This window comes from Stappia stellulata DSM 5886, from assembly GCF_000423705.1.
GTDB classification, from domain to species: Bacteria; Pseudomonadota; Alphaproteobacteria; order Rhizobiales; family Stappiaceae; genus Stappia; species Stappia stellulata.
The window spans coordinates 251,989-273,995 of the sequence record NZ_AUIM01000012.1 but is presented as its reverse complement, the minus strand read 5'-3'; the positions used below and the strand labels follow the sequence as shown (position 1 = coordinate 273,995).

The 22,007-nt window shown below is 66.2% G+C and carries 20 protein-coding genes; 15 read left to right on the top strand and 5 right to left on the bottom strand.

Features of this window, described 5'->3' with window-relative positions; translation table 11 throughout:
* Positions 1-5 precede the first annotated feature (5 nt).
* The 4 genes from G572_RS0110985 (at position 6) to G572_RS23485 (ending at position 4,707) form a co-directional block, all read left to right on the top strand.
* A complete protein-coding gene (locus G572_RS0110985; RefSeq protein WP_029058519.1) occupies positions 6-1,670 on the top strand; it encodes a hydantoinase B/oxoprolinase family protein in 1,665 nt (554 codons plus the stop codon).
* Between the two features lie 20 nt (positions 1,671-1,690).
* The gene (locus tag G572_RS0110980) at positions 1,691-1,915 is read left to right on the top strand and encodes a hypothetical protein (protein ID WP_029058518.1); all 225 of its coding nucleotides are present in this window, start codon (positions 1,691-1,693) and stop codon (positions 1,913-1,915) included.
* A 116-nt stretch (positions 1,916-2,031) separates the two neighbouring features.
* On the top strand, positions 2,032-3,129 hold the full coding sequence (locus tag G572_RS0110975; RefSeq protein ID WP_037546535.1) for a M24 family metallopeptidase: 1,098 nt from the start codon (positions 2,032-2,034) through the stop codon (positions 3,127-3,129).
* Positions 3,130-3,132: 3 nt separating this feature from the next.
* On the top strand, positions 3,133-4,707 hold the full coding sequence (locus G572_RS23485; RefSeq protein WP_051242190.1) for a hydantoinase B/oxoprolinase family protein: 1,575 nt from the start codon (positions 3,133-3,135) through the stop codon (positions 4,705-4,707).
* Between the two features lie 574 nt (positions 4,708-5,281).
* On the opposite strand, the gene G572_RS0110965 is transcribed toward G572_RS23485, so the two are convergent.
* Positions 5,282-5,986, bottom strand: a complete 705-nt coding sequence (locus tag G572_RS0110965) for a GntR family transcriptional regulator (RefSeq protein WP_029058516.1) — start codon at positions 5,984-5,986, stop codon at positions 5,282-5,284.
* Positions 5,987-6,217: 231 nt separating this feature from the next.
* On the opposite strand from G572_RS0110965, the gene G572_RS0110960 reads away from it, so the two are divergent.
* From G572_RS0110960 to G572_RS0110940, 5 genes are all read left to right on the top strand, one after another.
* Positions 6,218-7,354, top strand: coding sequence for an extracellular solute-binding protein (locus G572_RS0110960; RefSeq protein WP_029058515.1), 1,137 nt, complete (start codon positions 6,218-6,220; stop codon positions 7,352-7,354).
* Positions 7,341-8,237 carry an ABC transporter permease gene (locus tag G572_RS0110955; RefSeq protein ID WP_037546533.1) on the top strand — a complete coding sequence of 299 codons (897 nt, stop codon included), beginning with the start codon at positions 7,341-7,343 and terminating at the stop codon, positions 8,235-8,237. The genes G572_RS0110960 and G572_RS0110955 overlap by 14 nt, the downstream gene beginning before the upstream one ends.
* Complete coding sequence (locus tag G572_RS0110950; RefSeq protein ID WP_029058513.1) at positions 8,234-9,058, top strand: ABC transporter permease; 825 nt, start codon at positions 8,234-8,236, stop codon at positions 9,056-9,058. Before G572_RS0110955 ends, G572_RS0110950 begins: the two co-directional genes overlap by 4 nt.
* Positions 9,059-9,076: 18 nt before the next feature.
* The gene (locus G572_RS23480) at positions 9,077-10,210 is read left to right on the top strand and encodes an ABC transporter ATP-binding protein (protein ID WP_084650065.1); all 1,134 of its coding nucleotides are present in this window, start codon (positions 9,077-9,079) and stop codon (positions 10,208-10,210) included.
* A gap of 117 nt (positions 10,211-10,327) precedes the next feature.
* A complete protein-coding gene (locus tag G572_RS0110940) occupies positions 10,328-11,221 on the top strand; it encodes a CehA/McbA family metallohydrolase (RefSeq protein ID WP_029058512.1) in 894 nt (297 codons plus the stop codon).
* A 711-nt stretch (positions 11,222-11,932) separates the two neighbouring features.
* Here the strand turns inward: G572_RS0110940 and guaA are convergent.
* A complete protein-coding gene (gene guaA / locus G572_RS0110925; protein WP_029058511.1) occupies positions 11,933-13,480 on the bottom strand; it encodes a glutamine-hydrolyzing GMP synthase in 1,548 nt (515 codons plus the stop codon).
* A 256-nt stretch (positions 13,481-13,736) separates the two neighbouring features.
* Between guaA and G572_RS23475 the strand changes: the two genes are divergently transcribed.
* The 5 genes from G572_RS23475 to G572_RS23460 all read left to right on the top strand — a co-directional run bounded on the left by G572_RS23475 (position 13,737) and on the right by G572_RS23460 (position 18,177).
* Positions 13,737-14,918 carry a tetratricopeptide repeat protein gene (locus G572_RS23475; protein WP_169391309.1) on the top strand — a complete coding sequence of 394 codons (1,182 nt, stop codon included), beginning with the start codon at positions 13,737-13,739 and terminating at the stop codon, positions 14,916-14,918.
* A 71-nt stretch (positions 14,919-14,989) separates the two neighbouring features.
* Positions 14,990-15,616 carry a thioredoxin family protein gene (locus G572_RS23470; protein WP_169391308.1) on the top strand — a complete coding sequence of 209 codons (627 nt, stop codon included), beginning with the start codon at positions 14,990-14,992 and terminating at the stop codon, positions 15,614-15,616.
* Between the two features lie 72 nt (positions 15,617-15,688).
* Complete coding sequence (locus tag G572_RS0110910; RefSeq protein WP_051242184.1) at positions 15,689-16,300, top strand: hypothetical protein; 612 nt, start codon at positions 15,689-15,691, stop codon at positions 16,298-16,300.
* A gap of 99 nt (positions 16,301-16,399) precedes the next feature.
* Entirely contained in the window at positions 16,400-16,984 is a 585-nt protein-coding gene (locus tag G572_RS23465; protein WP_029058509.1) for a hypothetical protein, read from the top strand.
* Between the two features lie 242 nt (positions 16,985-17,226).
* Positions 17,227-18,177, top strand: a complete 951-nt coding sequence (locus G572_RS23460; RefSeq protein WP_037546528.1) for a DMT family transporter — start codon at positions 17,227-17,229, stop codon at positions 18,175-18,177.
* Between the two features lie 12 nt (positions 18,178-18,189).
* Here the strand turns inward: G572_RS23460 and G572_RS0110895 are convergent, their stop codons facing one another.
* The gene (locus tag G572_RS0110895; RefSeq protein ID WP_029058508.1) at positions 18,190-19,077 is read right to left on the bottom strand and encodes a LysR substrate-binding domain-containing protein; all 888 of its coding nucleotides are present in this window, start codon (positions 19,075-19,077) and stop codon (positions 18,190-18,192) included.
* Positions 19,078-19,290: 213 nt separating this feature from the next.
* Between G572_RS0110895 and G572_RS23455 the strand changes: the two genes are divergently transcribed.
* Positions 19,291-19,599 (top strand): DUF1127 domain-containing protein, encoded by a 309-nt coding sequence (locus G572_RS23455; RefSeq protein WP_084650046.1) that lies wholly within the window; start codon positions 19,291-19,293, stop codon positions 19,597-19,599.
* 150 nt (positions 19,600-19,749) lie between these two features.
* Here G572_RS23455 and G572_RS0110885 read toward each other — a convergent pair whose 3' ends face one another.
* Positions 19,750-20,505, bottom strand: a complete 756-nt coding sequence (locus G572_RS0110885) for a DUF937 domain-containing protein (protein ID WP_029058507.1) — start codon at positions 20,503-20,505, stop codon at positions 19,750-19,752.
* Between the two features lie 85 nt (positions 20,506-20,590).
* Positions 20,591-21,964 (bottom strand): glutamate--cysteine ligase, encoded by a 1,374-nt coding sequence (locus tag G572_RS0110880; RefSeq protein ID WP_029058506.1) that lies wholly within the window; start codon positions 21,962-21,964, stop codon positions 20,591-20,593.
* Between the last annotated feature and the right edge of the window lie 43 nt (positions 21,965-22,007).

Genomic DNA, 22,007 nt, shown 5'->3' with positions numbered 1-22,007 from the left:
GGGACATGAGCAACAACACCACAGACCCCATCACTCTGGAGATCATCCAGAATTCGCTGCAGGCGACCGCCGATGAGATGTTCGCGGCGATGCGCAAGACGGCGATGAGCTCGATCATCTACGAGGTTCTCGACATGGGAACCGGCATCATGAATGCCAAAGGACGCCTTGCCAGTTCCGGCGCGGGCATCCCGGCCTTTATCGGCGTTCTCGACAAGGCCGTTCAGGTCATCGTGGAGAAGTTCGACAAGCCGGGCGAGATCGAGCCCGGCGACGTTTTCACCACCAACGACCCCTATTACGGCGGCGTGACGCATCTCAACGACATCGTCGTGGCCATGCCGGTCTTTGCCGGTGGCAAGATCATCGCCTGGACGGCCAACATCGCCCACAATTCCGATATTGGCGGCAAGTCGCCCGGATCGCTCTCGGCAGATGCGACGGAGATCTATCAGGAAGGCCTGCGCCTGCCGGCCATCAAGATCGTCTCCAAAGGCAAGCCCATCAAGCCGGTCTTCGACATCATGAAGGCCAATTCGCGCATGCCCGACTTTCTGGAAGGCGATGTGTGGGCGGCCATTGCCTCTGTGCGCATCGGCGAATCGCGGCTGCGCGAAACGGCGGAGAAATACGGGGTCGCGACCTTCGAGGAAGCCGTCGATGCCTTCATGGATTTCGGCGAGAAGGTTTCCCTGCGGGAGCTGGGAAAGCTGCCGCATGGCACGTTCGAGCTTTCCGAAGAGCAGGATGACGGCCGCGTCTACAACGTGAAGATCACCATTTCCGAGACCGAGTTTCTGGTCGATTTGCGCGACAATCCCGATCAGGATGAAGGGCCGACCAACACCAGCCGTGACGGGGTGATGGTCTGCGCGCAAATGATCTTCAAATCGCTGACCGATCCCTATTCGCCCTGCAATGACGGCTCGTTCCGCCCGATCAGGCTCTTGACGCGCGAAGGCTCGGTGTTTCACGCCCGCGAGCCTTCGGCCATCGGCTTTTACTTCGAGACCGAGGTCCGCGTTTACGATCTCCTGTGGCGCTGCCTTGCCCAGCAGGTGCCGGACCGCCTTGCTTCGGGGCACTTCTCGTCGATCTGCGGAACCTTCATCGGGGGCATTCACCCCGATACCGGCCGCCATTACACGATCATCGAACCGCAGATTGGCGGTTGGGGTGCAAGCAGGGGCCGCGATGGCAACAGCGCCATCTTCTCCGGCTTTCACGGCGAGACCTACAACTGCCCCGCCGAAATCTCGGAAGCGCGCAACGGGCTGATCGTCGACCGGATGGAATTGAATATCCCCGGCGGTGGCGAGGGCCAGTGGTCGGGCGGGCATGGCATTCGTCTGGATTACCGCATCCGCGTCGATGGCTCCTTCCTGACGGCCGGCTACACCCGCGCCAAGGTGCTGCCCTGGGCGCTTGATGGCGGCAAGGAAGGGTCGCCCAACCATGTGGAGGTGCTGCGCCGCAACGGAACCAGCGAGAGCTATGCTTTCGTTTCAGGCCTGACCGTCAACAAGGATGACGTCATCTCCATCCGCACCGGCACCGGAGGCGGCTATGGCGACCCGAAGGCGCGCGATCCCGAAGCCATCCGCGACGATATCCGCAACGGCTATGTGACCGCGGAGCGGGCGCGCGAGATTTACGGTTTTGCGGGCTGAGTCCGATCAAGGAGGAGGAGTTGGCCGTGGAACCGTTGAAGGTGATGAATTTCAGCCCGGTTGCGGCCTCGCACGGGCATGACGAAATCTTTGCCCATATGGCGCGCGACCGCAAATTGCCGGGCACGGAGGTGCACATTGCCTCCCTGCCTCCGGACGAGGGCCGAATACGCGGCCATCCTCAGGAAACAATGCGGGTGGGTCCTCAGCCGGCGCTGGTCGTGCGAGGCGCCACCCGAAGCTGAAATCGCTCGCATTGGCGGATTTGACGAGGGCGACGCCTTCGGTCGCCGGATCGTGGTCGAGGCCAATGATCCGACCGGAAGCGCTGCGTGAGCCCATAGCTACAGGAAAAGAGAATATGGCCGATGTTGCCAAGCGCCTTGAGCGCCTGAAACAGAAAATGCGGGAAACAGGGACCGACCTGGTGGCGCTGGGCCCGGGAGCTCATATGCAGTGGCTTCTGGGCTTCCACCCGCATCCCGACGAGCGGCCCTGCCTGCTCCTCGTGTCCCGGGCGGGCGAAACCTTTCTGATGCCGATCCTCAATGCAGATGGCACGCGTGAGGACACGGACATTTCCTTCCATTGCTGGAGCGATGACGAAGGCCCCGAGACGGCGCTGGCGACAGCGCTTTCGGCCATCTCGGCCGACGGTGCCAGATCCGTGGTGCTCGACGAGACGATGCGCGCCGATTTCGCGCTTCTCCTGCTGGGCGCGCTGCCCCAGCCGCGCCATGCCTTCACTGCCGAGACGGTCGGTGCGCTGCGCATGCGCAAGGATGAGGGCGAATACAGTCTCATCAAGATGAACGCGGGAATAGCCGATGAGGCCATGCAAAAGGCATTTGCGGCAATCAAACCCGGCATGGCGGAGAAAGACGTGGCGGGCGTCATCCGCGCGCATTTTTCTTCCGCAGGCGCGGTGACGCAGTTCACCATTGTCGGCAGTGCAGGCAACGGGGCATTCCCGCATCACCAGACCGGTGACCGCAAGCTTCAGGACGGCGATGCGGTGGTGATCGATATCGGGGCGCGCAAACAGGGCTTCCCGAGCGATATCACCCGCATGGCGGTGGTCGGTCACCCGCCCGAAGGCTACGATCAGGTCCATGCCATTGTGGAAAATGCCGTCCGCGCCGCCATGGAGGCCGCCCGTCCGGGCGTGAAGGCCAAAGAAGTGGACGCCGCGGCGCGCAAGGTGATTTCCGATGCCGGATACGGCGAGTATTTCGTCCACCGCACCGGCCACGGCCTTGGTATCGACGGGCATGAGCCGCCCTATATCACCGCCGCCTCCGAAACCGTTCTTGAGGAGGGAATGGTGTTCTCGATCGAGCCCGGGATCTATCTTCCCGGGCGCTTCGGCATCCGGCTGGAGGAAATCGTGATCCTGCGGGCGGGCGGCCCGGAGATCCTCTCTTCGCTGCCGCGCGATGTGCACGTGGTCGAGGTCTAGATCATGGCGAGGCAAGCGATCGATCCCATCACAGCCTCGGTGATCCAGGCGAGCCTGACGGCGGCGGCGGACGAGATGTTCGCCGTCCTCCAGCGCACGGCCATGAGCCCGATCATCTATGAGGTTCTGGATGTGGGCACGGGCATCACCGACGCCCGCGGCGAACTGGTGAGTTCGGGAGCCGGCATTCCCACCTTCGTGGGCGTGCTCGACAAGGCGGTCAAGCGCATCGTCGAGCTGACCGGCTTCGACAACATCCGCGACGGCGACATGTTCGTCACCAACGATCCCTATTTCGGAGGCGTCACCCATCTCAATGACGTGGTGATCGCGCAGCCGGTGTTCGCGGACGGCGAACTGTTCGCATGGACGGCCTCCATCGCCCACTGGAACGATATCGGCGGCCAGACGCCCGGCTCCATGGCCGTCGACGTGACCGAGATCTACCAGGAGGGATTGCGCCTGCCGGCGGTACGGCTGTTCGATGGCGGGGAAGAGGTGCGATCGGTCTTCGAGATCATTGCCGCCAACTCACGCTTGCCGGATTTCGTGCGCGGCGATCTTTGGGCGCAGGTGGCGGCCAGCCGCAAGGCGGATGCGCGCATCCGCCAGCTGGTCGAAAGCTACGGACTTGGCACGTGCCGTTCGGCGCTGGACGATCTCTTCGCCGAAGGCGAGCGGCGTGGGCTTGCCGGGCTCGCGGCCCTGCCGGAGGGCAGCTACAGCATCGAGGAAGAGCAGGATGACGGAGCGCTCTGGAAGGCCATCATCACGGTTTCGCCCGAGAAGTTCCTTGTCGATCTGCGGGGCAACCCCGGGCAGCGGGCGGCCCCCTACAACACCAGCCGCGACGGGGCGATCATCTCGGCCCAGATGATCTTCAAGGCACTGGCCGACCCAACACTCTTTGCCAATGCCGGATCCTTCCGGCCGCTGGAGGTGATCACCGAACCGGGAACGATCTTCCACGCGGAGGGCGCCGCGCCGCACGGCTATTATTTTGAAACGCGCATCCGCCTTTACGACATGCTCTGGCGCTGTATGGCGAAGGCCTTGCCCGAGCGCCTGCCCGCCGGCCATTTCGCCTCGATCTGCGGCACGGTGATTGCCGGCAATCACCCCGATACGGGACGCCGTTTCACCATGGTGGAGCCGCAAATGGGTGGCTGGGGGGCGACCGCCGAACGGGACGGGCTGGACGCCATGTATTCCTGCAGCCACGGCGAGACCTTCAATTGTCCGATCGAAATCTGCGAGGCACGTTACGGCCTCGACGTGGGATACAAGAAGCTGAATGACAGCGGCGAGGGCAAGGGCAGGCACTCGGGCGGGCGCGGCGTTTCCGTCAGCTACAAGCTGCGTGCCAGGGCTGTGCTGTCCGCGGGCTACAGCCGGAACCGGATGCCGGTCTGGGGATCGAATGGCGGTGGCCACGGCGGCACCAACGGACTTTCGCTCGTGCGGGCGGATGGAGTGCGCGAGGACTATTCGTTCGCCAGCGGCGTCGTGGTTCGTCCCGGCGACCGGATTCTCGTGCAAACCGGCAATGGCGGTGGCTGGGGCACACCACTAGACTGATGGGCATGGCGATTTTCGGAATGCTCTGAGGCGGGCCTCGGCTGCGGCGATCGCTTTTTCTTTGCAAGCCCAGCGCCATCGGACGATCCGGCCAATGACCTTGTGCACGGTATGCGATGGCGGGGTGCGCGGTGTGCGGTGGCGGGCCGGCGCGACACCTTCCAACGCCGCCGTGACAATGCTCCATGGCGGTTTCGCGCCGTTCTTTGCCGCCGAAAAGCTGATCGCACCCCCCTTCGTGAGGGCCGGAACGATGTACCGGCCCCTGCCCTGCCATGGCCCACGGAACGGACGCCGGTCCAGGCCGCCTTTGGCGGGCAATATCTGTTCAGCGGCGACGTGCCGCGCCTGGTGCGCGGTTTCGCTCAAGGCGCGCTGGAACAAGGCGGTCTGGGGCGGTTGGACGCCCAAGGGTCCGACGGCCTTGGTTGAACTCGAAGCCGAGCACCGCAGACGCTCCGAAGCGGCGATCGAGCCGGACGTGGCCCTCGCAGAAGCGCAAGCCTGGATCGACGACCCGGCATCGCTTTATGCGGCCCCGCCATGCCGGACAAGGTCGAGCGCGCGGCGCACCTCAGCGGTTGGCGAAGGACAGCTTGATGAGGCGGCTGTTCATCACCGCCTGCTGCCATTCCACCACCCGGCCGCCGGCCAGCGCGCCGGTCGCGGTGACGTCGAGCAGCGGCGCATTGCTCGGGCATTCGAGCAGGGCTGCTTCGCGCGCGTCCGGCAAGCGCGCGCCGACCGTCGTCGCGGTGCGGTGTAGCGCGCCGAGACCGGCCTCGGCGAGCAATACGGTGAAGGAACCGGTGCGCAGGAGCCGGGCGTGGAAAGCCTCCATCAGGTCGGCGGGGAAGTAGCGCGTCGTCAACAGGAACGGCACGCCGTCGCCGAGGATGACGGCGGTGTGCGACAGCACCGCATGGCCCGGCTCGACGCCGAGCCGGGCGGCCAGTGCGGCGTCGGCCGGCGCCACCGCGCTGTCGACGAGCCGCGAATCGCTTTCGACGCCGTGCTCGTCGAGTGCCGTTCTCAGGCGCGACAGGGCATCGATCTCGTAGGTGACGCCGGTCGGCATGACGAAGCTGCCGCTGCCGTTGACGCTTCGGATCGAGCCGTCCTGCGACAGGGCGAGGAAGGCGCGCCGCACCGTGTTGCGGCTGACACCGTGGCGCTGCGACAGCTCGTTTTCCGACGGCAGCCGCGCACCGGCGGCGAGCCGGCCGGCGTCGATGTCCGATTTCAGGCTGCGGTAAAGAGCTTGCCACTGCGATGCCATTGGCCCTGTCGTCCTCCCGTCGACCGGCGGCGCCGGTCTGTCGAATGCATCTCGATCTGTACCTACAGATGTCATACGCGTTACACAATACACCTCTACCCAAATGCCGGGACGTCGATCCCCTTCCATCGCCGAATGGCTGCGAAGCAAGTGAGACATCGCAACAGTGAGCGGCATCCGGCGCCGATGCGCCGGAGGACGGCTTTCGCTGTGCGAAAACCGGAGAGTGAAATGAACCGCAGACAGCTTCTGAGTTGCACTTTCGCGATCGCCGCGCTGATGGCCGCGCCGGGTGCAGCGCTGGCCGATGCCGACCGCATCGACGTCTACATCACCGGCGATTCCAACATCATCAACTTCTGGAACAACGTCATCAAGCCGGTCTACGAGGACGCGCATCCCGAATACACGCTGAACGTCGTCAGCGCGCGCAACAACATCGCGCCGATCGTCGAGCGCACGATGGCCGCGCTGGGCACCGAGACCGACCCGCAGGTCGACATCTTCGACGAGAACGACCCCAACCTGCCGGCTGGCGCGATCGAGAAGGGCCTTTGGGTCGACTTCACCGAGGCGGGGCTGGTCAACTACGACAAGATCAACCCGGTGACGCTGGAGACCGACTACGGTCTGCCCTATCGCGGGACGCAGGTGGTGCTCGCCTATGACACCAGCAAGCTCGACCCGGCCGACGTGCCGACCACTTGGGACGAGCTGGTCGCCTGGATGAAGGCCAATCCCGGTGAGTTCGTCTACAACCGGCCCGACACCGGCGGCTCGGGCGGCAACTTCGTGCGCCGCGCCATCCACGAGGCCAACGGCCGCGACCCGTCACTGTTCCAGATCGACAACTATGTCGAGGGCGAGAGCGACGCGATGCTCGCCCAGGGCTTCGAGCTGCTCAAGGATATCGCGCCCTACACCTACGGTCCGGGCTCCTACACGGCTGACAACATGCAGTCGATCCAGATGCTGGCGCAGGGCGTGGTGACGATGGCGCCGGTGTGGTCGGACATGGCGCTCAACGCCGTCAACAAGGGCGTGCTGCCCGAGACCATCGCCTTCGCGCAGCTCCAGGACCTCGCCTTCGCCGGCGGCTTCGCCGACATGACGGTGCCGACCAACGCCGGCAATCTCGACGCGACGCTGAAGCTGGCCGACATCGTGCTGTCGGCGCCGATCCAGGAGAAGGTGGTCACCGAGATCGGCGCCTTCCCGGCGGTCGCCTGGGAGCATCTGCCGGCCGAGCTGGCCAACAAGTACGCCGCGCTGCAGCCCGCCTCGATCCCGACCTTCCCGGGCGGCCCGTGGGTCTCGGCCATCAGCGACGGCTGGTTCCGCAGCGTGGCGCCACATGTCGAGCGTTGACGCGACACCGATCGGCGCCGGCGCGAAAGCGCGCGGCGCCGGCGGGAGGAGGCCGATCGGCCTCCTCCTCGTCGCCGCGCCCGTGGCGCTGGTTCTGGGGCTCATCATCTGGCCGGTGGCGCTGTCCGTCTTCGACACGCTGACCGTGCACGGGCCGCAGGGGCTGGAGTTCAGCCTGGAGGCCTACCGCTTCTTCTTCACCGACGGGTTCAGCCTGCGCAATCTGTGGTTGACGATCCGGGTGGCCGCGATCTGCACGGTGCTGCTGCTCGTCATCAGCCTCCCGATCGCGCTCTATCTGCGCTTCTCGGAGACGCGGCTGGCTGGCTACATCCAGGCGCTGGCGCTGTTTCCGCTGTTCGTGCCGTCCATCCTCCTGGCCTATGCGCTGATCCGCACGCTCGGCCCCAACGGCACGGTCGACACGCTTCTGGTCGCCGCCGGCCTGCCGAAAATGCCGACCCCCTATCTGACGCCGTGGGGGCCGATCATCGGGCTGGTTTGGGACAACCTGCCGCTGACGCTGCTGATCGTGCTGGCGGGCCTGGCCAACGTCTCGCGGGCTTCGATCGAGGCAGCGCGCGATGTCGGTGCCGGCTCGCTGACCATCCTGTGGCACATCATCCTGCCGCGCATCCGCGGCACGCTGCTGGTCGCCGCCTCCTTCGTTATTCTCGGCCTGTTCTCCGCCTTCACGCTGCCCTACCTGCTCGGCCCGGCGGCGCCGGAGATGATGGGCCCGTTCATGCGGCGCACGATCATCGAGGTCGACGATCCCGTGCAAGCGCGCACCCAGGCGGTGGTGACCTTCGCGCTGTGCGCCGTTTTCGCCCTGTTCTACGTGCGCTCGGTGGCGCGCAGCCGGCGCGAGCAGACGTCATGATCGCGCGTCTGGGCCTCCCCCGCCGGCTGGACTGGAAAGGGCCGCTGATCGCCACGGCGCTGTCGGTGGCGATCCTGCTGCCGCTCATCAACGTGGCGGTCTGGGCGTTCACCGAGGTGTGGCGCTATCCCGCTGTCATCCCGCAGAAGTTCGGCCTGCGCTTCTGGGGCGACATGCTGGCGCGCGGCGACGTCCGCGAGGCGATGTCGACGTCGCTGTCGCTGGCCGCCATCGTCACGGCGCTGTCTGTGGTGATCTGCCTGCCGGCGTCCTACGCCTTCGCGCGGATGAATTTTCCGGGGCGCAACCTGTTCTTCATGTCGTTCCTGACCGTCTACGCGTTCCCCAAATTCGGCCTCTACATCACGATCGCCGCGATCTTCATCGGCCTCGGCCTGATCGGCAACTTCTGGGGCGTCGTGCTCATCCAGCTCGTATCGACGCTGATGTTCATGGTGTGGATCCCGGTGACGGCGTTCCAGAACGTCGACCGGCGTCAGGAGGAGGCGGCACGCGACCTCGGCGCCTCGCCGCTGCGCGTGTTCTGGTCGGTGACGCTGCCGCAGGCGCTGCCGGCGATCTCGGCGGCGGTGCTCCTGACCTTCGTCAACACCTTCTACGAGACCGAGGTCGCCTGGCTGATCGGCGCGCCGGAGGTGCGCACCGTGCCGCTGCTTATGATCCGCTTCATCAATTCCGAGCTCGTCGTCCAGTACGGCGCGATCCTCTCCCTCGCCATGTGGGTTCCCTCGTTCCTGCTGCTCATCGCCGCCCGCCGCTTCCTCGGCGCCCAGGCATTGGGCCGCGCGCTGGGCGCCTGACAAACCGGAGTGAAAACGATGGCCACGCTTGAAACCCGGAATCTGGGCCGCCGCTTCGGCCCCACACGCGCTGTCGACGACGTGTCGCTGGCGGTCGGCGACGGCGAGCTGCTGTGCCTGCTCGGGCCGTCCGGCTCGGGCAAGTCAACGGTGCTGCGCATGCTCGGCGGCTTCGAGCCGCCGAGCGCCGGCGCCGTGCTTATCGACGGCGACGACGTTACCCGCCTGGCACCGGAGCGGCGGCCGACCGGCATGGTGTTCCAGAGCCACGCGCTTTGGACGCACATGAATGTCTTCGCCAACGTCGCCTTCGGGCTGAAGCTGCGGCGGCTGCCGCGCGCGGAGGTGCGCCGGCGCACCGAGGCGGCGCTCGACATGGTCGGGCTGGCCGGTTTCGGCGAACGTCGCCCCACGCAGCTTTCCGGCGGCCAGCAGCAGCGCGTCGCGCTGGCGCGCTCGCTGGTGCTGGAGCCGAAGATCCTGCTGCTCGACGAACCTTTCGCGAGCCTCGACCAGCATCTGCGCGAGCGGCTGCGCGAGGAGGTGCGCGAAATCCAGCGTCGCGCCGGCATCACCATGGTGTTCGTCACGCACGGCCAGGACGAGGCGCTGGCGCTGGCCGACCGCATCGCGGTGATGCGCGAGGGACGGCTGGAGCAGGTCGATCGCCCGGAGGTCGTCTACCGGCAGCCGCGCACCGAGTTCGTCGCCGGCTTCATTGGCCAGATGAACCTGATCGACGCGCGGGTCGAGGGCGGGCGGCTGTTCGCCGCCGACATGGCACTGCCGGTGGCGCTCGCCGATGGCCCGGCACGGCTGGCGTTGCGGCCGGAGGATCTCGGCCTCGCCGCCGCCACCGACGAGAGCGGCGCGCGCGTGCTGCGGGTGACCGACTTCGGCGCCCACCTGGCGATCGATCTCGAGACGATCGACGGCCAGCGCCTCAAGGCGACCGCCGAGCCTGACGCCGGCTGGATGGCCGGGATGCGGGTCGCGCTGCGGCCGCGCCGCTTCGCCGTCTACCGCGACGGGCATCTGTGCCCGATGCCGGCGCAGCGCGCCGGCGACCCGCCGGTGTCCCTGCAGACGCTGGTCGCCGGCCAGCCGGCGGCGACCGCCGGTCAACCCGTCTGGCATCATCACCAACACTAGCGCCGATCTGACGGCCACCGCAGCGCGTGGCCGGCTTCGCGCCACCGCTCCAGCGGCTTTGCGCAGAGCGCAACGGCCGCCGCTTCACCCGCCCCCCTTCTGGAAAGACAGCTCACCATGCTCAACGCCTTCACCTCGCCCGGCAGCTTCCTGCGCGGCAACCTGCACTGCCACTCCTCGCGCTCGGACGGCGATCCGACGCCAGAGCGCGTGTGCGCCTTCTACCGCCGTGCCGGCTACGACTTCATCAGCCTGACCGACCATTTCATGGAGCGCTTCGGCTTTCCGCTGGTGGACACGACAGCCTATCGCGACGACGGCTTCACGACGCTGATCGGCGCCGAGCTGCACGCGCCGCAGCTGGCCAACGGCGAGACGTGGCACCTGCTGGCCAACGGCCTGCCGCTCGACTTCGCACAGCCCGGCGACGACGAGACGGCCGCGCAGCTCGCCCGACGCGCGCTCGACGCCGGCGCCTTCGTTACGCTCGCCCATCCCGGCTGGTACGGCCTGACCGTCGAGGACGCGACGGCGCTGCCGCCGGTGCACGCGGTCGAGGTGTTCAACTCGATGTGCGACTGGGAGACGGGGCGCGGGGCTGGCGACTATCTGCTCGATCAGCTCGTCGACCGCGGGCAGCCGCTCGGCGCACTGGCGACCGACGACGCGCACCGCTACCAGGGCGAGACGTGCCGCGGCTGGGTGATGGTCAAGGCAACCGAAAACACGCCTGAAGCGATCCTGGCAGCGCTGAAGGCCGGCGCCTACTACGCCTCGCAGGGGCCGCAGATCCATCACGTCGACTTCGAGGGCGACGGGCTGAGCGTCGAGACGAGCCCGGTCGACAGTGTCTGGCTGATCGGGCAAGGGGCACGCACGGCGGTCGTCATGGGCGACGGTGTCACCCATGCGCGGCTGCCGCTCGACCGGTTCGCCGGCGGCTGGGCGCGGCTGGTGATCGGCGACCGCGCCGGCCTCCGAGCCTGGAGCAACCCGTTCAAGGTGGCGTAGGGGACCCGGCCTTTCCCGCCATCCCCGCGCGGCTCCGGATGGAGGGGATCCCCGTCACGGGCATCTGGGCGAAGCACCAGATCACCCCGACGGGGATCGTCTCGCTCGAGCAGGAGACCCACATCGCGATTCCGGGCAAGGCGGGTTGACGCGCGATGCGTCGAAATTTTCAACCCGGCTTTCAACGGTGGCCAGATGGTTGGCGAAAAGAAGCTCGACGGTGCCTCGGCTGCGCCGGCGATCCCGAGGCATCCGGGTCGCCGAGGCGATCATGCTGAAGGTGCCGTTGCGCTCGACATGCGCTTCGGCGCATTCTGAAACCTGCGCGCGCCGAACTTTCCGAAGCTTTTCGCCTCTTTCAGGCGCCGCTTCTCCTGCGCGGGAAAAAGGCCCTCGCCAACCGTTCATCAAGCGTCGATGCATTTCTCGCGCGCACGGGCCAGCGCGAGATCGGCAGGTGCGGCGCCTCCACCCCCCTCATTTTTCCAGCGTTATCAACGTGATATACCAGAAAAACTCCCACCAACCGGGCCTCTGGGGTTGACGGCATGCCCGAAGTGCGAATGTGGCAAGACTAGCTCGGCCCGTCAGCCGATCCGTCGGCTCACTTCTCTTCAGGACGATAGCGGGCGAATGGGCGCCAGATTTTTTACTATATCAGTGACTTGAGAGATATTCCGATAGCTGCCGGACATCTCCGGCGCTCCGGGATCACTCCCACTCGATGGTGCCCGGCGGCTTCGACGTCACGTCATAGACCACGCGGTTGATGCCGCGCACCTCGTTGATGATGCGGGTCGCGGCGCGGCCGAGGAAGTCCATGTCGAAATGGTAGAAATCCGCCGTCATGCCGTCGACGGAAGTCACCGCCCGCAGCGCGCAGACGAACTCGTAGGTGCGTCCGTCGCCCATCACGCCGACGGTCTGCACCGGCAGCAGCACGGCGAAAGCCTGCCAGATGGCGTCGTAGAGGCCGGCCTTGGCGATTTCGTCGAGATAGATCGCATCCGCCTGGCGCAGGATGTCCATCTTCTCGCGCGTCACGCCGCCGGGACAACGGATGGCAAGCCCCGGCCCGGGGAAGGGATGACGGCCGACAAAGGCCTCGGGCAGGCCGAGCTCGCGTCCGAGCACGCGCACCTCGTCCTTGAACAGCTCGCGCAGCGGCTCCACGAGCTGCATGTTCATGCGCTCCGGCAGCCCGCCGACATTGTGGTGCGACTTGATGGTGACCGACGGGCCGCCGGTGAAGGAGACGCTTTCGATCACGTCGGGATAAAGCGTGCCTTGGGCGAGGAAATCGGCGCCGCCGACCTTCTTTGCCTCGGCCTCGAACACCTCGATGAAGAGCCGCCCGATGGTCTTGCGCTTCTTCTCCGGGTCCGTCTCCCCCTCGAGCGCGTCGAGGAAGGTGTCGGCAGCATCCACATGGACGAGCGGGATGTTGTAATGCTCGCGAAACAGCGTCACCACCTGCTCCGCCTCGTTCAGGCGCATCAGGCCGTGATCGACGAAGATGCAGGTCAGCTGGTCGCCGATCGCCTCGTGGATCAGGACGGCGGCAACCGCGCTGTCGACGCCGCCGGACAGGCCGCAGATCACGCGCCCGTCACCGACCTGCGCGCGGATGCGCGCCTTGGCGTCCTCGCGGAATGCCGCCATCGTCCAGTCGCCGGCAAGTCCGGCGATCTTGTGCACGAAATTGGAGAGCAGCTTCGCGCCATCCGGCGTATGCACGACCTCGGGATGGAACTGCACGGCATAGAACTGACGTGCCTCGTCAGCGATCGCCGCGAAGGGGGCACCGTCGGAGACCGCAACGACCCGGAAGCCGTCGGGCAGGGCCGTCACGCGGTCGCCATGGCTCATCCACACCTGATGGCGCGAGCCTTTGGTCCAGACGCCCTCGAACAGGGGGCACTCGTCAACCACATCGACATAGGCGCGGCCGAACTCGCGGTGGTCGGATCCCTCGACACCGCCGCCGAGCTGCGAGACCATCGTCTGTTCGCCGTAGCAGATGCCGAGCACGGGGATGCCCGCATCGAACACCACCTGCGGCGCGCGTGGCGTCGTGGCGTCGGTGACGCTCGCGGGCCCTCCGGAGAGGATCACCGCGCTGGGACGCATTTCGCGAAAGGCGGCCTCCGCGGACTGAAAGGGGACGATTTCCGAGTAGACGCCGGCCTCGCGCACGCGGCGCGCGATCAGCTGGGTCACCTGGGAGCCGAAGTCGATGATGAGCACTTGGTCGGTCATGCGCCGCTTCTACCCAAAGACTTCGCAGTTTTGAACCGAAATCTGCGTCCGGACCCTCATAGTGCCGCATTGTCGCCCGAAGGCTGCGGATAACCCGTCTGCGGGCGTGCCGTTTTGTCCATCTCCTTTGACCGGGACGACACACACCCCTACCCTTCGTCATAACGTTTTGCCCATGCGCGGCGGCGCCTGCCGGCGCCGCGTTTCAAAACGCGCAACCTGCGTCTCGTCACGCAGCCAAGGAGCCTCGCCGGCCATGTCGTCTTCCCTTCCGCCATCTTCCGACGATCCCGCCGCAGCCAGCCTCGCCCGCGCGCTCAACGACGCGATGGCGCGCGAAAGCGCCGGTGACCTGGACGGTGCATTGCGGGTCTATCTCGACATCGTCAACCGCGAGCCGCAAGCGCATGAGGCGCGCTACCGGGCCGGAACCGCCTTGCTTCGGCGCGGCGATCTGGACGAGGCGGTCACGCTGCTGCGTCAGGTGGTGTTCAGCTGCCCCGGTCACCTCGCCGCACGCGCCAACCTCGGCAACGCCCTCCTGCTGCTCGACCGCCTGGAGCCGGCGCGCGACGCCTTCGTCGCCGTGCTGGAGGGCGAACCCGACAACCGCAACGCGCTCTACGGACTGGCAACGATTCTGCTGCGTCTCGACGAACCACGCGAGGCGGCGCCGCTGACCCGCCGGCTGCTGCAGGCACTGCCCACCTCCGCCGCCGCGCTGACGCTGGATGCCGATGCACAAGGCCCGATCGGCCAGGTTGCGGCGGCAATCGCACAGTACCGCCAGGCCCTGCGACTCGACCCCGGCTATGCGCCGGCGCTGTCCGGACTTGCCACAATCCTGTTTCGCCAAAGCCGATTCGACGAAGCGGAAGATTATGCACGCCAGGCGGCCCAGGTACGCCCGAAAGACCCGGTGCCTCTGGCGCTGCTCGGCACCATCCTGCAGGCGCGCGAGGACTGGCCCGGCGCGATCGACGCCTTCTCCGCGGCACAGGCGCTCGATCCCGGCGACGCGAACTGTTCGATCAACCTGTCGAACGCGCACCGCCGCTCCGGGAATCTCGCCGCCGCGCTCAATCATGCCTGCGCGGCCTGGGATCTGGCGCCGAAGAGCAAGGCGGCGGCCAATGCGCTCGGCACGGCACTTGCCGCCTGCGGCGCCGGCACGCAGGCACGTGCAGTGCTCATGGCACAGGGCGCGCGCGATCAACTGGCCGTCAAGGTCTGGCAGGACATCGAGACACTTGGCCGCCAACTGGAAGAGACGGCGGCCGCGGATGCGGCAGCCGCAGCCGCAGCCGCGGCCGCCGACGACCCCGCCCCGTACCACGACAGCGCGGACACCGCGTTCCCGTCCGACCGGCCGGCGCAGGAGGACGGGTCCGCCACGGATGAACCGGAAACCCTGCCTCTCTTTCCCGAAGAGCGATGATCTTTCCCGTGGATGCCAAGGCGCGAACAAACTGATACATTCGTTTCATGGAATGCGTCGGGGAGGAAACGATGATCACACGCAGGCAATTCGGAACAGGGGTGCTGACCACGGGCGCCGCGCTGACGCTTGGCGCGGGCCTGCGCCCGGCGGGCGCGGCCACGCTTGGCGACGACGGCCTCTACAATCAGGACTGGTTCGTCGAGAGTTTTCTGGACCTTGGCGACGACCTGGCAGAGGCCCATGAGGCCGGCAAGCATCTCGTGGTGATGTTCGAGCAGGCCGGCTGCCCCTACTGCCGCAAGACCCATGAGGTGAACCTGGAGCGGGAGGACTATCTCCCGTATCTGAAGGAGAACTTCGCCATCATCCAGCTCGATCTGTTCGGATCGCGCGAGGTCACAGACTTCGACGGCGAGGCGATGGAGGAACGCGCCCTGGGGCGCAAGTGGCTGGTGAACTTCACGCCGACGCTGGTGTTCTTTCCCAACGACCCGGAGGCGGTTGCCGGAAAATCCGGTCGCGAGGCGGAAGCCACCCGGATCCAGGGCTATCTTCCGCCCTTCTATTTCTACCATTTCTTCGAGTGGGTGCGCAGCGGCACCTACAGCCAGGAAGGTTTCCAGCGCTACGCCAACGCCCGGCTCGACGACATGCGCGAAAAGGGCGAGAGTATCGAGGACTGGCGGCTTGGATAGGCTCGAGCGGCCTGCCGGCCGGCACGTCCCCTGAACGAAATGCCCGCCCGCCCCTCGCCCCTTCAAAACCGCGTGGCACCGGACGGAACGCTGCACGGCGTGGCCGCGCGCGGCACGCTGATGGGCAATCGCGGCGGGCGGCTGCACGATCCCGCAAGCGGCCGGCTCGGTCGCGCGCGCTGGACGTCACGACGGTGGATCGCCTGTGTGCTGTGTTTCAACCACCGGCAGCGTAACGTGATGGGCGTCGGCTATACGGAGCTGTTCTTTCTGGACGAAGTGACGGCGCTTTGCGCCGGCCACCGCCCCTGTTTCGAGTGTCGGCGTGCCGACGCGCGGGCGTTTCAGGCCGCCTGGCAAGAGACCTGCGGTCTGGAGCGCCCGCCGGGCGCCGATGCGATGGACAGCGCGCTACATGCCCAGCGCGCCGTCTCCGCGACAACATCCCTGCCCGTCACCGCGCTTAACGACATCCTGCGAACCTGTCCCGACGGCACGATGGTGCGCGCGAAAAGCGGCTTTTTCGCCAAGCGGAACGGCGGGCTGATTGCATGGGATTTCGCCGGGTATCGCCCGGCACCCGAGCTTGACGCCGCAACGCCGGTCGAGGTGCTGACACCGGCTGCGGTGATCGGGGTCCTTTCGGCCGGCTATCCGCTCGGCTGGCACCAGAGCGCCGATTAAACTCGCTCTCGCCGTTAGGCAGCGGATAAAAGCGCCCAAAGCTCCATAATTGACGTCGCATCGGCAGAATGAAAAAGGTCTGGAGCAAGGGGTCGATCCATGAGCGCGCAACAAGATCGAACGAAGACCTTCGGCCTGAGAGAACCGACCGACCTATACGAGAAACTGCTTTTCGATATCGAGCGATTGCGATCGGCACGGTCATCCGCTGATTCCAGATATGCCGCGTTCGACTGTTCCATAGACGCATGGCATCTTGTGGATTGGACGCTTCATTGCGTTGACGATGCCTCCTATGAGCGACTGTCCGGCTTCAAGCGTTGCGGCCCATCGAGGAAAAACGGGCTGACGGTGGAGGCGCGTTTCAAAGACATGCAGAAGGATCGTCTTCCTGCTCTGGAATTTTGCCACATGCTTGCAAACAGCGGGAAGCATCGCGAGGTTCGCACGGATTTAAAACCCGACCTCTGGACTGGAAGCACGGTGATCTTCACATGGTCGCAGCCGGAAAAAGAAACCCACGAGCCGTTGGTGACGAACGCAAGTGTGCTCACCTATGTCACGGTAGGCGACAAGCGGTTTAAAGCCATCGAATTGTTCGAAGCCATGGCCGACCAATGGCGCGCCTTCCTTGTCGAGGAAGGACTTTTTGAATTCCGGCCCGGATTTCCTGAAGACACCTAGACCTGCGGGCGTGGTGCAAATGCCCTCAAGCGTATTCGCCGTTTGGCAGGCGACGCTGGATCCCGACAAACCACCGGACTGGCACGACAGTGTGAAATGAAGCTCGCCTCCCGTGAGGCTCGCGGATATCAACGCCGCTCATCAATCTCGCCACATATCCTGATTGGTGGACGCCGCCGCAATCGGGCATCATTGCGTTCCGCACGGACACCGATCCAAAATCCTTCGACAGGCCCACGCCCATGACATCGCTCGCTCCCGCCGCCCCTCTCGGCGGCGACCCCTCGTTTTCGCCGGCCGACGCCGCGCTCTATGCGACCACCGTGCTGGTCTGGGGGATGTCCTGGTATGCGCTGAAGTTTCAGCTCGGCAGCGTTGCACCGGAAGTCTCGGTGTTCTGGCGCTTCGTGCTGGCAGCCGCGATCATGATGGGCTGGGCGATGGCGCGTCGCGCGCCGCTTCGGTTTTCGTGGCGCTATCATCCGCGTTTCGCCGGGCTTGGCCTTTTCATCTTCTCCACCAATTTCACGCTGTTCTACTACGGCGGCCAGCATGTCCCGTCGGGCTTGCTGGCCGTGGTGTTTTCGCTGACCTCGGTGTTCAACCTGCTGCTCGGATTTCTGGTGTTCGGCCAGCGCATCAGCCGGCGCGTGCTCGTCGGCGGGTTCCTGGGCGTCGCCGGCGTCGCGCTGCTGTTCTGGCCCCAGATCGCCGGCACCGGTGGCGCGGACGACGCCGGCATCGACGCGGGCGCTCTCGCGGGCCTCGGCCTGTGCCTGGCCGGAACGCTGTCGTTTTCGCTTGGCAGCATGGTGTCGGCGTCGAACCAGAAGGCCGGCATTTCCGTCGTATCCGCAAGCGCCTGGGGGATGGCTTATGGCGCGCTGTTTCTGGGCCTCTTCGCGGCCGTTCGCGGCGTGTCTTTCGCGGTGCCGATGGCCCTGCCCTACCTCGGCAGCCTGGTCTATCTTGCGATCTTCGCCTCGGTCGTCGCTTTCGCCTGCTATCTCACCCTGATCGGGCGGATCGGCTCGGCGCGCGCCGGCTATGCCACCGTCCTGTTTCCCGTCGTCGCCCTCATGGTCTCAACTGTGCTGGAAGGCTTCGTCTGGGGGGCCGCGGCCCTGCTTGGCCTGGGCTTGGTTATCGCCGGCAACATTCTTGTGCTCAAAAGCGGGCGCGCCCGCGGCTGAAGCCGGCGCGCTCTATTCGGCCGCGGACGCCATTTGCATCGACACGTTGCCGATGGCCGCCTGGATATGCGCGCAGAGCGCGTCATGCACGGGGTCGATGGCGGCCGCTGCACGAATAAGCGTGATGTCACAAGGCGGCAGCGTCGGAAACCCGTCGCTTTCGCCCAGGATCCGCATGCCGGAACGCACCGCGCTTTCCGGCAGGACGGCGATTGCCAGCCCCGCCTGCACCGCGCCGCTGAGCGCGGCGGCACTGGAGGAACTGTAGGCGATGCAGTAGCGCCGGTTGATGCGGTCGAGCAGGGAGATCGCCTGCGCCCGCCAGGAACAGGAGGTCGGGCCGAGAGCCAGCCGCACGACCTCCTCGCAATGCAGGCAATGATGCGCCGGCGCGACCCAGTGCAGCGGCTCGCGGCGGATCACCTCGCCCGGCATGCGCACGCAATCGCCGGAGGTGACGATGGCGATGTCCAGCTCGCCGCGTTCGATCATCTCGCCGGTGACCGAAGACGCCTGGCATTGCACCGCGATCTCGATCGCCGGATTGAGGCGGGCGAAAGCCGCAAGCACCTGCGGCAGCAGCCGGTCGGCATAGTCGTCCGGCAAGCCCAGCCGCACCCGGCCGACGGTGGTCGAGGCCGCAAAGGAGGCCATCGTCTCGTCATTGAGACGGATCATGCGCTGGGCATATTCGATCAGGCGGTGCCCGTCTTCCGTCAGGCGCGACTGGCGTCCGTCCTTGACGAAGATCGCCCGCTCCAGCCTGTCCTCCAGCCGTTTCATCTGCATGGAGACGGCCGACTGGGTCTTGTTCACGGCCTCCGCCGCCTTCGTGAAACTGCCAAGCTCGGCAATGGCGAGAAAGGTGCGCAGCTGGTCGATATCGAGGGCGTGAGGCATGGCGACTTTCCGTGCGGCAATCTCGGGTGCCCGTCCAATACATCACAGATTAAGATCGGTATCCATTCAAAACATTCGTTTGAGAAATACATCGGCCCCGCATAGGTTTTGTCATACCAAAGGGAACGCGGCCCCTCAGTTCTTTTCACATCCCCCCGACCGCCGCATCCAGACCCAGGCATCCGCCCCCGGTTGCCGGAAAGGAGAGACGTCATGTCACATGCCCTCGACCCCTGCAGCTCCCCGCCCGCACGGCCGACTTCCCTTGCCACGCGCTCGTTTCTGACGGCGTTCTCCGGTGCATTGGGCGCGCTTGTTCAGGCAGCTTGGCGGCGGCGGAAAAACCGCCGGATCGTCACCGGTCTGCTGGAGCTGGATGAGCACATCCTCGCCGACATCGGCGTCACCCGCAGCGACATCGCGATCGCGCTGTCGCACCGCGACGCCCGCGACCCGAGCGTGCAACTGGCACTTTTGCGCAACACGGCGCGTCCCGTCGCCCGGCGCGTGCGTCGCCGCTAGCGAGGCAGTCCGGCGCGCCCGGAACCGTTTCCTCATCGCACGGTGACGGCCCGATCCCTTCCCGTCATCGTGTTCCGAGGCCCTGTCGGCCCCTCGCCGACACACCTGCCCGCCTCGTTGGAGGCGGGCTTTTTTTTGCGAAGACCACCCCTAGCCACCGGGTTTGCGACCGCCGCCTTCGAAAAAACTCTCGAAGTTGCGGATCTGCGTTTCCTGCAGGTCGCGACCAATCGCCAACCAGTTGTCGACCAGGGCAGCTCCGTCGCCCGCCCGCGCCTCGCTCTCGGGCGCTTCCGGTGTCGCCTCGGGCGGCGCCTCGGCCACCTCTTCCTGTGCGGGAGGCGACCCGCCGCGTTCGGCGGCGCTGTCGAACACCCCCATGTAGCCGTCCCAGAAGGAGCGCATGGCCTCCGTATAGGGCTCCATCATGCGCATCGGATTGGGGACAGGCTTGGGGCGGCCTCGCGCATAGCCGGCGAGAAAGGCGTCGAGCAGATCGCGAGCCGGACCGGCCGTAAAGCGCCGGGCCACCTGGCCAAGCGCCAGCGTCGCCACCACAGGCATCAGGGTTTCCACGCCGGGCCGGTCGAGGCCGGTCTGTTCGGCGACGAAATCGGCCAGCGCCGCCTGCGTCTCGGCCGGGCCGAAGAAGAGCGCCAGCGGCTCGCCGACGAGACTGTCGGGTCGCGGCAGTCCACTCGCCCGACCGGGTCCGGGAAGCAGCGCCATCAACGCCTCGAAGCCGGACGGGGAGGAGCCGAAATGGCGCATGCCGGCAAGGGCTGCCGGCATCAGCGCCTCGGCGGCGCGCAGGGTATCCGCATCGCCCCAGCCGAAGCGGCTTTGCATGTCCCGGGACAAGGCGGCGGGGTCGAAGGCGGCGAAGGGATTGAAGCTGTCTGTCATGGCGCGGCCTTCCGGTTCGGGTCGCGCCATCATCAAGCTTCGGTGTCCGGCGGTCAATTCATGCCGGCGGGCGGCAGGACAGGCCTCAGTAGGCGTAGTCCTTGAAGGCATGGGCGAGATCGCCGCCCCATTCGCCTTCATAGCGGCGCAGCATGACGTCGGCCGGTGACAGGCCGCTCGCCAGGGTCTCCTCCACCGCCGCCAGATGGACGCGTTCGTCCTGGCCGCCGTCGTTCATCTGCGCGCGGCGTTTCAGCCCCTCGCGCGACAGCGCCAGCATCTCCTTGGCGAGGTCGAGCACCCGGCCCTTGCGGAAAGGCGTTTCCAGCCCGCCCGCGGGCACGTCGTTGCGAAGCGCCAGACGCTCCTCCGCGCTCCAGTCGCGGATCATCTCATGGGCCTGGTCGAGCACGCCGTCATCGTACATCAGGCCCACCCAGAGCGCGGGCAGCGCACAGATGCGCCGCCACGGCCCGCCGTCGGCGCCGCGCATCTCGAGGTATTTCTTCAGCCGCACATCCGGGAAGAGCGTCGAGAGATGGTTGTTCCAGTCGCCGATGGTCGGCAACGGGTCAGGAATGACGCCCTTGAGCGCGCCGTTCATGAAGGCGCGGAAGGTCGTGCCGGTGACATCGTGGTAGGTCGAGCCGCGCTTGACGAAATACATCGGCACATCGATTGCCCACTCGACATAGCTCTCGAAGCCGAAGCCGTCGTCGAAGGCAATCGGCAGGCCGCCGGAGCGGTCGTTGTCCGTGTCCTTCCAGATTTCCGCACGGAAGGAGCGGAATCCGTTCGGCTTGCCGTCGGTAAAGGGCGAATTGGCGAAGATCGCGGTCGCCACCGGCTGCAGCGCCAGACCGACCTGCATCTTCTTGCGCATGTCGGCTTCGCTGGAAAAGTCGAGATTCACCTGGATCGTCGAGGTCCGGTACATCATGTCGAGGCCGAGCGAGCCGACCTTGGGCATGTAGCGCGTCATGATCTGGTAGCGCGACTTGGGCATGGCGGGAATGTCCTCCCGCCGCCAGGTCGGCGTCATGCCGAGACCCAGAAAGCCGATGCCCAGAGGCTCGGCCACTTCGCGCACCTGCGACAGGTGGCAGTTGGTCTCTCGGCAGGTCTGATGCAGATTTTCAAGCGGTGCGCCGGAGAGTTCGAACTGCCCGCCCGGCTCGATGGAGATCGCGCCGCCGCCGACGGGATCGGCCAGACCGATGATCAGCCCGTTGTCCTCGATCCGCTCCCAGCCAAGCAGCTTTTCCATGCCTGAGAGCACGGCCTCGATGCCGCGCGGTCCCGCATAGGGAATCGGCGACAGGTCGGCGAGATTGAAGCCGAACTTCTCGTGTTCGGTGCCGATGCGGAACGCGTCGACCGGCTTGCATCCGGCCTCAAGTGTCGCAGCGAGTTCCGCCAGCCCCGTGATCGGAGTGGCATCGATGGTGTCGCGGGCCATGCACGGTAATCCTTCGAATGGTCGGCGCGCACCATACTCAGCC